This is a genomic window from Vibrio gigantis (assembly GCF_024347515.1).
In the GTDB taxonomy this organism is placed as follows: Bacteria; Pseudomonadota; Gammaproteobacteria; order Enterobacterales; family Vibrionaceae; genus Vibrio; species Vibrio gigantis.
The window spans coordinates 921584-934800 of sequence record NZ_AP025492.1 but is presented as its reverse complement, the minus strand read 5'-3'; the positions used below and the strand labels follow the sequence as shown (position 1 = coordinate 934800).

14 protein-coding genes are annotated in these 13217 nt (G+C 45.9%); all 14 read right to left on the bottom strand.

Annotated features, from left to right (window positions below; genetic code table 11):
* Window positions 1-2: 2 nt before the first annotated feature.
* The 14 genes from OCV56_RS04285 to flhF all read right to left on the bottom strand — a co-directional run bounded on the left by OCV56_RS04285 (window position 3) and on the right by flhF (window position 13191).
* Complete coding sequence (locus tag OCV56_RS04285; protein ID WP_017064107.1) at window positions 3-743, bottom strand: heme ABC transporter permease; 741 nt, start codon at window positions 741-743, stop codon at window positions 3-5.
* Window positions 744-891: 148 nt separating this feature from the next.
* The gene (ccmB, locus tag OCV56_RS04280) at window positions 892-1560 is read right to left on the bottom strand and encodes a heme exporter protein CcmB (RefSeq protein WP_086712361.1); all 669 of its coding nucleotides are present in this window, start codon (window positions 1558-1560) and stop codon (window positions 892-894) included.
* Window position 1561: 1 nt separating this feature from the next.
* Window positions 1562-2179, bottom strand: a complete 618-nt coding sequence (ccmA, locus tag OCV56_RS04275) for a cytochrome c biogenesis heme-transporting ATPase CcmA (protein ID WP_048607846.1) — start codon at window positions 2177-2179, stop codon at window positions 1562-1564.
* Window positions 2180-2455: 276 nt separating this feature from the next.
* Window positions 2456-2968 carry a DUF2802 domain-containing protein gene (locus tag OCV56_RS04270; protein WP_086712362.1) on the bottom strand — a complete coding sequence of 171 codons (513 nt, stop codon included), beginning with the start codon at window positions 2966-2968 and terminating at the stop codon, window positions 2456-2458.
* Entirely contained in the window at window positions 2968-3462 is a 495-nt protein-coding gene (locus OCV56_RS04265; protein ID WP_017064109.1) for a chemotaxis protein CheW, read from the bottom strand. The genes OCV56_RS04270 and OCV56_RS04265 overlap by 1 nt, the downstream gene beginning before the upstream one ends.
* Before the next feature lie 73 nt (window positions 3463-3535).
* Window positions 3536-4678 (bottom strand): chemotaxis protein CheW, encoded by a 1143-nt coding sequence (locus tag OCV56_RS04260; RefSeq protein ID WP_150330759.1) that lies wholly within the window; start codon window positions 4676-4678, stop codon window positions 3536-3538.
* A complete protein-coding gene (locus OCV56_RS04255; protein ID WP_017064111.1) occupies window positions 4665-5447 on the bottom strand; it encodes a ParA family protein in 783 nt (260 codons plus the stop codon). Before OCV56_RS04255 ends, OCV56_RS04260 begins: the two co-directional genes overlap by 14 nt.
* Window positions 5448-5457: 10 nt before the next feature.
* A complete protein-coding gene (locus OCV56_RS04250) occupies window positions 5458-6582 on the bottom strand; it encodes a protein-glutamate methylesterase/protein-glutamine glutaminase (protein WP_086715937.1) in 1125 nt (374 codons plus the stop codon).
* Window positions 6583-6595: 13 nt separating this feature from the next.
* The gene (locus OCV56_RS04245; protein WP_086715935.1) at window positions 6596-8776 is read right to left on the bottom strand and encodes a chemotaxis protein CheA; all 2181 of its coding nucleotides are present in this window, start codon (window positions 8774-8776) and stop codon (window positions 6596-6598) included.
* A gap of 9 nt (window positions 8777-8785) precedes the next feature.
* Window positions 8786-9517 carry a protein phosphatase CheZ gene (locus tag OCV56_RS04240; RefSeq protein ID WP_086715933.1) on the bottom strand — a complete coding sequence of 244 codons (732 nt, stop codon included), beginning with the start codon at window positions 9515-9517 and terminating at the stop codon, window positions 8786-8788.
* Between the two features lie 105 nt (window positions 9518-9622).
* Window positions 9623-9991 carry a chemotaxis response regulator CheY gene (cheY, locus tag OCV56_RS04235; protein WP_016767062.1) on the bottom strand — a complete coding sequence of 123 codons (369 nt, stop codon included), beginning with the start codon at window positions 9989-9991 and terminating at the stop codon, window positions 9623-9625.
* A gap of 42 nt (window positions 9992-10033) precedes the next feature.
* Window positions 10034-10768 carry an RNA polymerase sigma factor FliA gene (locus OCV56_RS04230; protein WP_017060667.1) on the bottom strand — a complete coding sequence of 245 codons (735 nt, stop codon included), beginning with the start codon at window positions 10766-10768 and terminating at the stop codon, window positions 10034-10036.
* A complete protein-coding gene (locus OCV56_RS04225; RefSeq protein ID WP_017060668.1) occupies window positions 10761-11648 on the bottom strand; it encodes a MinD/ParA family protein in 888 nt (295 codons plus the stop codon). Before OCV56_RS04225 ends, OCV56_RS04230 begins: the two co-directional genes overlap by 8 nt.
* 13 nt (window positions 11649-11661) lie before the next feature.
* Complete coding sequence (flhF, locus tag OCV56_RS04220; protein ID WP_086715932.1) at window positions 11662-13191, bottom strand: flagellar biosynthesis protein FlhF; 1530 nt, start codon at window positions 13189-13191, stop codon at window positions 11662-11664.
* Between the last annotated feature and the right edge of the window lie 26 nt (window positions 13192-13217).

Genomic DNA, 13217 nt, shown 5'->3' with positions numbered 1-13217 from the left:
TACTACGCTTTTTCAGCCGCAAGCTTGCGAACCCATGGACGGTGACTTTCTTTACTGATGATTTCGTTACGGAAACGAACCATAGTCACAGCACCAAAGAAAAAGGCGAAGCCGAAGATGTTAAGAAGAAGCGGCCATAGCATGTCACTTGAAATAGAAGGCTTGTCGAACTTAGTGATCGTCGCGCCCTGGTGAAGTGTGTTCCACCACTCTACTGAAAAGTGAATGATAGGTAGGTTGATGACACCAACGATCGCCAAGATGCCTGCCGCTTTCGCTGCTGTTTTTTGGTCGTCAAAAGCGTGGTGTAGTGCAATCACACCCAAGTATAGGAATAGAAGAATCAGCTCTGAGGTTAAACGCGCATCCCAAACCCACCAAGCACCCCACATTGGTTTACCCCAAACAGCGCCGGTTAGTAACGCAATGAAGGTAAATACAGCACCAATAGGTGCCATCGCCAGTGCGGCCATGTCTGATAGCCTTACTTGCCATACCAAGCCAATAAAGGCTGCAATCGCCATCGACATATAAACACCCATAGACCAGATTGCAGACGGAACATGGATGTAGATGATACGGAAGCTATCGCCTTGTTGGTAATCAGAAGGCGCAAATGCAAGCCCCCACACAGTACCGACGGATAGACACAATAGCGCTAGGATCGAAAACCATGGCAGAAGTTTACCAGCAAGCTGATAAGAGGTTTCTGCTTTGGCATAGGGATGGAGCCATTTCCACATGTTGTAATCTCACTCTTACTTCATATTGCTTACAGCTATTAAAGCTATAATTATAATAATTTTATTTGTTTTGCTTTCCGTTTTGCTGACTCTATGAGTCTCATCGAACACTTTGGTTCACTTTAGCTATACGATACTGGTACCGTTATCAGTTCACACTCACGCGAAGTGCGGCACTGATCGCAAAAGGTGTTAGCGTCATCGCACCCATTAACATCGCTCCGAGCACTGCCAACTGGCCGTTATACGCAACGCCCAATGCTGCAGCATCAATCGCCGACGTCGCGAAGATCAAAATAGGAATGTATAGCGGCAAAATTAGCAGGCTTAGTAACACCCCGCCCTTCTGCAACCCAACCGTCAAAGCAACACCAATCGCACCAATAAAGCTCAATGCTGGCGTTCCGACAAGCAGAGTCATTACGACAGATAGCCAAGTGTCAAAATCCAATGACAACAAAACAGCCAACAATGGGCTAATTAAAATTAATGGTAACCCGGTCAACAACCAGTGTGCTATGACCTTGGACAATACTACCAACTGCAACGGGATGGGCATCAGCATCATCTGCTCAAGGGCACCATCTTGGAAATCATCTCGAAACAAGCGCTCTAAAGAGAGCAATGCAGAGAGCAAAGCAGCCACCCAAACAATACCCGCAGCAATACGCGCGAGTAGGTTTGGCTCGGGGCCAATACTCAAAGGGAAAAGCGTGATAACAATGATGAAGAACCACAGAGGGTTAAAGATGTCAGCTTGACGTCGGAATGCGATAAGCAGTTCGCGTCGGATAATTGTGGTCATTGAAGAGATCATATTACTCACCCAACTTTATTTTTCTTAGTTTCGGGCTATCAGCAAACATATCTTGGTGTGTGGTTAATAACACGATACCACCGTTGTCTGCATGCTGAGAAAAAAGAGACTCAAGAACTTTCACGCCTTGTTTATCAATGGCAGTCAACGGCTCATCGAGAATCCACAACATTTGCTTACTCAGCCAAAGACGAGCCAATGCTACTCGGCGCTGTTGACCCGCTGAAAGTTGCCCTGCTGGTACGTCTTCTCTGCCCGCAAGCCCTACTTGGGCTAGCGCGTGGTAAAGCTCTTCTTTGCTCGTACCACCACTGTGAATAGACTGATAAAAGCTAAGGTTCTCATAAGCACTAAGCTCGCGCTTTACGCCTGTTTGATGGCCAAGAAAAAGCAGATTTTGATGATACACATCTCGACTTGATTCGATAGACTCGCCATCCCAAGAGATAGTGCCGTCATCGCGATCACCTAAGCCAGTAATAATCCTAAGGAGTGTCGTTTTCCCGGTACCGTTACGACCTTCAACCTGAACCAGCTCACCTGGTTTCAATTGAAAAGACAACGATTCAAACAGAACCCTGTCGTCACGAATAGCAGTTAAATTTGAGACTTCTAGCATAGGTAAATTTAGTCGAGTAATGAGAGTGCTATAGTAGCACACCAACATGGTGACAAAACAGGACTAGGCGTTTTCCAAAGAACAAAGTCGGTAAGAAACTGTTACTACTGCATCACAATTTACACATTTTGCCCAAAAATGAGATATTGCTGTAGTAACAAGTACTTATAAACATCGTTCTATAAACAGTTGTGCAGATACAAAAAAAGAAGCCGAAGCTTCTTTTTAGAGGAGTGTGTGGTAAACATAAAATGTTCGTCCACGATAGCGCTCAATTTAACGACGTCGAGGCGAGTCTCTACGATCGCGATGCGCATCGGGCTGTTCATCGTACGATGAAGGGTTACTTCTTAACGAAGGGATTTTTTCCTTACCCGCTAGCTTGTTTTGTAGAGACATCATCAGCTCAGCTTCCGCTTTAGGTAATTCACACTCTTCGATCAATTCGTTTATCCCAGCACCAAGCTGAACCATTTTCGTAGCTCGCGTGTACAAGCGTCCATCGGTGTCAGCATGTTCCAACTCAACAATACGCTCATTCAAGTGCTTGATCAGATCTTGCTGTTCAGTCACTTTCTGGCCAAGTCCAACCACAACAGAGCGAACCTCAAGTAATTGCTTACTCGATTTTTGAAGCTCTTTATCCAAGTTACGAACTTGCAGGCGTGACTGATCGAGCTGCTTTTGAATCGCACGTTTTACTTTGCTAATCAAAATCACTATGAATAACGTAAAAACCCCAACACCTGATATCAGAGCGACAGGGCTTAAAGGAAGCGCTTCAAACATTACAGGTGAGCCATCTCATCCCATTCGTCTTCGCTTAGTAGTTTGTTTAGATCTACTAAGATGAGCAGTTTACCATCACGGTTGCTTACACCTTGAATGAACTTAGCACTTTCATCAGTACCCACACTTGGTGTTGTATCGATTTCAGAAGAACGTAGGTAAACCACTTCAGCGACGCTATCGACTAGAATACCAATGACTTGACGCTCAGATTCAATAACGATAATACGAGTGTTATCTGTGATTTCACCTTGCATCAAACCAAAGCGAGAACGAGTGTCGATAACAGTAACAACGTTACCACGTAGGTTGATAATACCTAGAACGTAATCTGGAGCACCCGGTACTGGAGCAATTTCACTGTAGCGCAGTACTTCACGGACTTGCATTACGTTGATGCCGTAAGTTTCTTCTTCTAGCTGGAATGTCACCCATTGAAGTACTTCATCATTCGTTTGCTCTTTTCTTACTTCAACTTCACTCATATGAGACATAGATAATCCTCTTGCCGTCGTTACCGACCACTATTGTTAACTTGTTGCTTACTGTTAGCCTAATTGCTTATTACTAGCTCAATGCTTTTACATCTAGCCCTGCATTTAGCATGGCGATTAATGCTTCAACATGGATCAAAGCACACATTTTTTCTTTTACCATACCAGCGAGCCAGGGGCGTTTTCCTGCCGTTTCTCGCCAGCGTACTTTATCTGTGTTAAGTAGCTCGGTGCCTTTTAGCTCGGTGCCTGCAAGGCCCCATAAGCTCTCTCCAAGCATCACTATATATTGATAGCTTTCTTTGTATTCGTCACCCGATAGTTTCTCAGACATCACCCATTTTGCGGTGTCGACCACATCTAGCTGACTATCTCGGTTGGTTTGTAAACCTAAATACCAAGCTGGCTTCCCAATGATATGACTTAACTCTTCAAGGCGATGGATACCGCCAAGCTCATCAAGTGGTACCGCAAAGGTCACGCCGTTTACATCAAAATACAAGACTTGAAAGTCTTCTGTGCGAACCGTACTTTCCCAAGAGGTAAACTGGTCAGCACCTCCGGTTTGAGTTTCAGGTTCAACTACTGTCTCGGCCTCAGGAACTTCAAGGTCAGACTCAATCGCCTTAACTTCTATTTGTTCCGTTTCTACCGACTCAACTGGTGGCTCTACAGCTATTGAAAAATCAGGTTCTGAAAGATTCCAATCTTGAATCTCTGGCTCTTCAAACACTTGAACAGACTCAACCGCAGCATCAAACATTTGCATGTCTGCTTGTTGAGCAATTTTCTGGGTGTTCTGATCCATCAACTCATCAAGATTCAGTTCATCAACAACATTGGTCGCCTCTAAACGACTTAATAGCTTCTGAACATCTTCAAGGTTAGGAACCTCAAACTCAGCCGCGCGTATTTCTGCGTAGCTTGAGTGATGACTCGAAAATTGTCGCTCTGGCTCTGGCTCTGGCTCTGGCTCTGGCTCTGGCTCTGGCTCTGGCTCTGGCTCTGGCTCTGGCTCTGGCTCTGGCTCTGGCTCTGGCTCTGGCTCTGGCTCTGGCTCTGGCTCTTCAGATTGTGATTCGTCCCTGGACTCGTCAACAAAAATATCGTCAGACTCAAAGATTTCATCACCTAACAGCGCGGTAAAGTAATCATCCAGTGCTTGTTCACTGGAGAGGCTTGGCTGCGCCAATGTTGATTCTTTATTCGCGCTCATTTATCGCCAACCTCTCGAGATAAATAAGCAGCTGTTTATAAGCAAATACACCACGACTACCTGATGCAAAATGAGATGCTGGCAAGCGCTTTAGGCTCGCATCTCGAAACTTAGTATCTATCGGCACAGCAGATGTCCAAACTTGGTTCGGATAATCATCTTTAAGCTGTGTTAATGTTTGCAGTGATGCTTTGGTTCGCTTGTCGTACATGGTTGGGACAATCGTCACCTTAAACGGCGTTTTGCGAGACTTCTGCATGATGGTCAAAGTGCGAATCATGCGCTCTAAGCCCTTCATAGCCAAAAACTCCGTCTGTACCGGAATCAAAATACGATCACTAGCAGCCAATGCGTTCACCATCATCACACCCAGAATTGGCGGACAATCGATCAGTACATAGTCATAGTCGTCTTTCAAAGCGGCTAAAGCACGCTTCAAAATCAGCCCCATGCCGCTTCGATTTCCCATCACACGGTCTAAAGTCGCTAAAGACATGTGCGCAGGAATAATATCGATACCTTCAACTTCCGTTTGTAAAAGCAAAGGTCTTACTGTCTGTGCATTAAACTCACGTAGTTGGAACAGATCAAACAGGCTCGATTCCACCGTATCTGAGTCATAACCCAGATAGGTGGTTAGTGATGCATGTGGGTCAGTATCAACCAACAGAACACGGTGCCCCTTCAACGCAAGTAAACCTGCTAGAGTCACGGTCGTGGTCGTTTTACCAACACCACCTTTTTGGTTTGCAACACTCCAAACAATCATTTCGATTTACCTAAGCTAACCCAACTTCAACCAAGATCCTTTCCGCAATGCGGTCCAGAGGTAGGTCTTCGGTAGAAATGCCAGCTTTTGCTACAGCTTGAGGCATACCATATACAACACAGCTATCTTCATCTTGTGCCCAAACAGTCGAGCCAGCGGTTTTCAACATGCGTGAACCTTCGCGACCATCTGCACCCATGCCAGTCAGTATCATAGACAACACTTTGTCGCCGTAGATCTTGGCAGCAGAGCCGAAAGTCACATCCACACATGGTTTGTAGTTCATACGATCGCCGCCATCGATAATTCTTAAGCGAGCCGAGCCTGCACGACCATCAACCATCATCTGCTTACCACCCGGAGCAAGATAAGCAACACCTGGCTTCAATACATCTCCGTCTTGAGCTTCGCGAACTTCGATCTTACACAAGGTGTTCAATCGGCTAGCAAAAGCTGCGGTGAAAGTCGCAGGCATATGCTGAACTAACACAATCGGATGTGGATAGTTGGCAGGGATGCGAGTCAAAATCTTCTGTAGCGCAACAGGACCACCAGTCGAAGTACCAATTGCGGTTAATTGATATTTCTTACCTGACGCTCTGAACTTCGCCGTAGATGCAACCGCAGGCTTCGCTGTAGAAGTCGAAGCGGCTGTTGAAATCGGTTGGCGCAATGGCGTAGAAGTTGAAGTCGCTACTGTAGCTCTCGGTGCGATAGGAGCACGACGCATAAACGCACGCTTTGCAGCAATCTGAATCACACGCTGTTGAAGCAATGCAACCGCATCGTCGCGGTTACGTGCGATGTCTTCAAACTTCTTAGGTAAAAAGTCGAGAGCACCTGCATCTAACGCATCTAACGTTGCTCTCGCACCGTCATGCGTTAACGATGAAAACATCAAAATTGGCGTTGGAGACGCGGCCATAATTTCACGAACGGCTGTGATACCGTCCATGACTGGCATTTCAATGTCCATCGTGATTACGTCAGGTCTTAGCTGTTTCGCTTTCTCAACTGCTTCTTTACCGTTTACTGCTACATCAATGACTTCTAGGCGAGCCTCTGAGTTGATGATTTCGCTAACGCGACGACGAAAGAAACTCGAATCATCAACGACTAATACTTTAATCGCCATATTTATCCTTAAATTAAATTCTTGACGCAGCTGCGTACTGCTTCAACAAGTCCGGAACATCTAGAATCAATGCAATATGTCCGTCACTTGTAATTGTCGCGCCTGCCATTCCTGGCGTGCCTTGCAGTAGTTTATCAAGTGGCTTGATGACTACTTCTTCTTGGCCGATAAGTGTATCGACAACAAAACCAACACGTTGGCTACCCAGCTGTACGATAACAACATGGCCGTGTCCTTTGCGCAGTTCAACAATACCCGCTTTAGGTGCAAGCCAGTTTTGCAAGTAGAACAACGGAATAGACTTGTCGCGAACGATGATAGTCAGTTGACCATCAACCACGTTAGTGCGGCTTAAATCTAGGTGGAAGATCTCGTTGACAGATGCCAATGGCAATGCGAATGGGTGACCAGCAACACCGACCATCAAGGTAGGAAGAATCGCTAGCGTCAGTGGAACCTTGATGGTGATCTTGGTGCCCTGTCCCATTTCAGAATCGATATCAATCGAGCCATTCAGCGTATTGATCGCTGTTTTCACAACGTCCATGCCAACACCACGGCCAGAAATATCTGAGATCTGCTCTTTGCTTGAGAAGCCAGGAGCAAAGATTAGGTTGAAACACTCTTTGTTTGATAAGCGAGACGCTGCATCTTCGTCCATCAGACCACGTTTAACCGCGATAGCTCGAAGCTTATCAGGGTCCATACCGCCACCGTCATCAACGATAGCCAGTTCAATGTGGTCGCCTTCTTGAGAAGCAGACAGAATCACTTTACCCGTTCTCGATTTACCTGCGGCAACACGATCTTCCGGCATTTCAATACCATGGTCGACAGAGTTTCTCACCAAGTGAATCAGGGGATCAGCAAGTGCTTCAACTAAGTTTTTATCAAGGTCCGTCTCTTCACCACGCATCTCAAGAACAATGTCTTTCTTCAAGCTACGAGCAAGGTCACGGACAACTCGTGGGAAACGACCAAATACTTTCTTGATCGGCTGCATACGAGTCTTCATTACCGCACCTTGTAGGTCTGCAGTAACTACATCTAAGTTAGAGACAGCTTTCGACATTTCTTCGTCGTTACTGTTTAAGCCAAGGCTGACAAGTCTGTTACGAACCAATACCAACTCACCCACCATGTTCATGATGGTATCCAGCGTTGATGTATCGACACGAACGGTTGCTTCAGCTTGTTGCTTCTTCGCTGGCGCTTTCACTTCAGCTTTTGCTGGAGTGCTAGGCTTAGGCTCTGCTTTAACTGCAACAGGCGCAGCAGGCTTAGGTGCAGCTTGTGGTGCAACTGGCGCTGGCTTCACTTCTGCAGGCTTAGTCGCTGCATCCAGCTCTTCAATCGAAGGTCCGTTACCTGAACCATGCAGTTGGTCGAGCAACTTCTCGAATTCTTCGTCCGTCATCAGATCATCGCCTTCAGACATCGCCGAAACTGGAGCTGAAGGAGGAGCTGGCGGTGGAGGAGGCGTTGAACTTGCCGCTGTCGGGCTCTTACCCGCACCGTGCAATTCATCTAACAACTTTTCAAATTCGTCGTCAGTAATATCACCGCTGTCTGCAACTGGCTGAGGTGCAGCTGGAGCTGGCGGCGGTGTTGGTGCAGAAGCCGATGTTGGTGAACCACCTTTACCATGAAGTTCATCAAGGAGGCGTTCAAATTCATCTTCAGAGATGTCATCGACAGAAGACGCGCTGATGCTTGCGCTTTCAGCAACAGGCTCAGGCGCTGCAACAACAGGTTCGGGGATCGTAGGAGCTGGTGCTTCTACCGGCGCCACTTCATCCGCAGACTCTGGTTTGCAGAGACGATGAAGTTCATCCAATAAAGATTGGTCAGCTGGTACTAAAGGTTCCTGATCTTGCACGGCGCGAAACTGTACATTCACTGTATCTAGCGCCTGCAGCATGGTATCCATCAAACCTGATGTTACACTGCGCTGGCCGTTTCGTAGAATGTCGAACACATTCTCAGCACCATGACAAGTATCCACCAGCTCAGTTAATGCTAGGAAACCAGCACCACCTTTTACTGTATGGAAACCACGGAAAATAGCATTTAATAGGTCTTTGTCGTCAGGGTTATTCTCAAGCTCTACCAATTGTTCTGATAGGAGTTCAAGGATCTCTCCTGCTTCGACTAAAAAGTCCTGAAGAATATCTTCGTCTAAATCGTAGCTCATACGTTACCTTTAAAATCCAAGACTGGATAACAAATCGTCGACTTCATCTTGAGATGCAACAGCGTCTTCGCGCTCTTCTGGGTTCATAATTGGACCTTCAGGCGCAATAGATGCTTTCTTCTCTGACTCTGGAGTTGGCTCTTTTTGATTCGCACCGAATACCGTGAGAATCTCGACCAAACGTCCTTCCACCTCATTCACCAAGGTAATAACTTTGCTGATTATCTGCCCAGTTAAATCTTGGAAATCCTGAGCCATCAAGATTTCAGTCAATTGTCCGCGTAGTTCAGTACTGTCACCTTCTACTTGGACAAGCAATCCATCAATGCGGTGACATAAAGCTTTAAATTGTGCCAGCTCAATGCGGCCGTGCATCAGTTCATTCCATTGAGGCCTTACTTGAAGTAAACACTCGTGTAGGTTGTCTGCAATTGGCATACAGCGATCGACTGCGTCCATCGTCTTGTTTGCCGCAACTTCCGTTTTATCAATGACATACTGAAGGCGATCCCTTGCGTCAGGGATTTCGTCATTTGCGATAACGCTGATGCGTTCATCGAAATTGAATTGAGTCAAAGAGTCATGAAGGTCGCGTGTCAGACTACCTATTTCTTGAAGCATTGGGTTGTCTTGAAGACTAAAATTATCTTCATAAATGCTTCTAACAAGAGAATCAGCACCTTGCTGCTCATCGTTCTCAAGCAGCTCTACTAATTTTTTTGCTTGTTCTAATGAAATCATCCTGAGTTCGGCCTTACTCCGCATACTTTGTGCGCTTAGGCTATCGAGACAAACAAATAACTTATCAGCCAGTGTTTACCTAGAAATGCCTAAATTTATTGATGCTTATAAGCGATCAAAAATCTTATCAAGTTTCTCTTTCAGCGTTGCTGCAGTGAAAGGCTTCACGATGTAACCATTAACACCCGCTTGCGCTGCTTCAATGATCTGCTCACGCTTCGCTTCTGCTGTGATCATAAGCACTGGAAGGTGCTTAAGCTCTGCATCTGCGCGAATGTGTTTAAGCAGGTCAATACCTTGCATGCCTGGCATGTTCCAGTCAGTTACCACGAAATCAAATTCGCCTTTTTTCAGCATAGGTAACGCGGTCAAGCCATCATCTGCTTCTTGAGTGTTGTTGAAACCTAAGTCGCGAAGTAGGTTTTTAACAATTCGGCGCATCGTTGAAAAATCATCAACAATGAGAATTTTCATGTTTTTGTTCAAATTAGCCTCCACTGAATAGGATCAGTGTTGTTAGTCGTTCTGTGTCCAAGCACTTAACTTAGTGCGTAAACGCTGCATAGATTGGCTCAGTATTTGGCTGACACGAGATTCGCTGACACCTAACACTTCCCCAATCTCTTTTAAATTGAGTTCTTCGTCGTAATAAAGCGAAAGCACAAGGCCTTCCCTTTCCGGAAGCTGTTTTATCGAATCGATCAAAGCTTGGCGGAATGACTCATCAGCAACTCCTTGAAAAGGCGTGTTATCTTGAGAGTCTTCATTCGGAGATATTACATCATCTGAGACGCCTAAATCTTCGATTCCAACCAATCTTGAGCAATTAATATCAGTTAAAGCACTGTGATACTGCTCTAAGCTAAGCCCCATGTGTTTTGCCACTTCGGCATCACTCGGGTCACGGTTGAGGATACCCTCTAATTCCGCGATTGCACTGCTGATTTCTCGATTGTTTTTATGAACCGATCTCGGCACCCAGTCCCCACGACGAATGTCATCTAACATTGCCCCACGAATCCGAATACCAGCATACGTCTCAAAGCTTGCGCCTTTAGTACCATCATAGTTTTGTTGCGCTTCAATCAAGCCGATCATGCCAGCTTGAATTAAATCATCAACCAATACATTAGGCGGTAATCGCCCCAACAAGTGATGAGCGATACGTTTAACCAACACAGAATACTTCTCAAAAAAAGCCTGTTGGCTATTGTGATTAGCATGTTGGTCGTAAGTAAGCGCTTTATTCACCAAATGGTTCCTCTATAAATTCAGTACGATTCAGTAGCCTTTCAACAAAGAACTCCAAGTGTCCACTCGGCGTTTTTGGTATTGGCCAGGTCAATGCTTTATTAGCCAAAGAGCTGATTGCCAATGCAGCTGGAGAGCGAGGAAACGCATCGACTACGATTTTCTGTCTCTTGACTGATTGACGTACTTTATCATCTAAAGGAATACATGCTACGAGTTCGAGGCTCACATTCAAGAAGCGCTCTGTGACCAAAGTCAACTTTGCAAATAATTCTCGGCCTTCGCGGTAGCTTCTGACCATATTTGCAACAACTTTGAATCGCTGAACTTGGTGTTCTCTGCTCAAAAGTTTAATCAAAGCATATGCATCTGTGATCGAGGTAGGTTCATCACATACCACAACAACCACATCTTGCGCAGCTCTTGAGAAGCTGATCACCATGTCCGAAATACCGGCTGCGGTATCAACTAACAAGATGTCCATCTCGTCTTCAAGTGAACCGAATGCACGAATCAAACCGGCATGCTGTGCGTGTGAAAGTTCAGTCATGCTTTGTGTGCCCGATGTTGCTGGAATAATTTTAATTCCGTGCGGCCCTTCGACAATCGCATCCTTAAGTTCACATTCGCCAGCCAACACATGCCCAAGATTTCGTTTAGAACGAATACCCAGCATGATATCGACGTTAGCTAACCCTAAATCGGCATCTAGCACCATAACTTTTTTGCCTTGGCGCGCCATGCAAATGGCCATACCTAACGTCACATTAGATTTACCAACACCTCCCTTACCACCGGTTACAGCAATAACTTTTGTGAGTGAAGGCTTGGTTAAGCGACGGAGGCCGCTAGCTTGATCATGTATCATATTTTCATTCATATTTATCCGCCGCCTAGAGCCCTTCAGAATCGCTATTCCAGTAATGAGGTTCATTCTCTGTAGATTTTTCTAATAGCTCATTGGCCTTCGCAATCATGTACTTTGGCTGAGCTATAACGATATCTTCAGGAACTCGTTGACCATTTGCTATGTAAGCAACTGGTAATGCATTTTGTATTACGACACTGATGAATTCACCTAGACTTAGGGATTCATCCAGCTTAGTCATGATGCATCCCGACAACGGGATTCTTCTAAAATGTTCAATTGTTTCTTGCAGCACTTTGCGTTGTGCAGTTGCAGGCAACACAAGGTAACTATTGATAACGGAACCACTCTCTTGCATCAATGTGTCTAACTGCTCAGATAGGCGAACATCTCGTTGTCCCATGCCTGCAGTATCGACCAGAATCAGGCGACGATTACGTAATTGATATATTACATCGGCCAGTTCGCTAGAATCTTTAGCAACTCTTACAGGACAACCCATAATTCGACCATAGATCGATAACTGCTCATGTGCACCTATACGATATGTGTCAGTTGTCACCAGTGCGACGTTATCAGCGCCATATTCCATCGCAGCACGTGCCGCTAGCTTTGCAACCGTCGTTGTTTTACCCACACCGGTAGGGCCAAGTAGAGCCACAATACCGCCGCGTTTTAAAATATCTTTTTGTGTTACGGAGATTTGGTCAGCAACCAGAGCTAACAAAGCCTTCCATGCTCGCGCTGGTTTGGTATCTTCAGGGATGTAGCAGGCCATTTGATCGGCAAGCTCTGCAGAAACACCCATACGCTCAAGGCGCTTAATAAGCATTGCTCTAAGCGGCTCACGACGCTCAACTTCTTGCCACATTAGCCCGGATACTTGATGTTCTAACAGACGACGAATTGAGGTCATCTCTTCGCGCATCGTTTCCATTTCAGTATCTGAACCCTTGGACTGAGTATTCTCTCGACCACGATCATATCGAGTAGGATCCAGACGAGGTGCTGGGCGCTCTACTCTGCGGTCTTCAGCAATCAACTTAGACAACCCCGTTTCACGAGCAAAGGCGGAATCAAGATTTCCGTGAGATTGCTGATTGCCTTGTGCCTGATGATGACTATGAGGTTTATGACCCGTGCTTGATTGGCGATTCAGCAATGCTGACAATGAATCTTCATTTTCAGCACGATGTTGTGGCTCATCATCGGCGCCATGACTGTATTGCTTTAGCATATTCGCAAAGCGCTTGGTCATTGAACGTCCACCTTCAGCATTCGACTGTAGGCTAACCTTATCATCGTCTAGTTGACGTCGCCCTGCAGGAGCTGTGGGCGCGGCCATTTGCGTATATTGGCTTTGTGCAGGCTGCTGAGGTTTATTTGGTCTCTGGCTCGCTGTCGACGGGCTGGTTTCACCATCAATAGCGGCAACAATTTCCACGCCACCTGCGACCTTTTTGTTAGACATGATCACCGCTTCCGAACCAAGTTCTTCTTTAACTTGGAGCAAGGCCGTTCGCATATCTTTTGCAAAAAATCGTTTAATTTTCAATTCGATCGTCCGTTCTAATTAGGCGG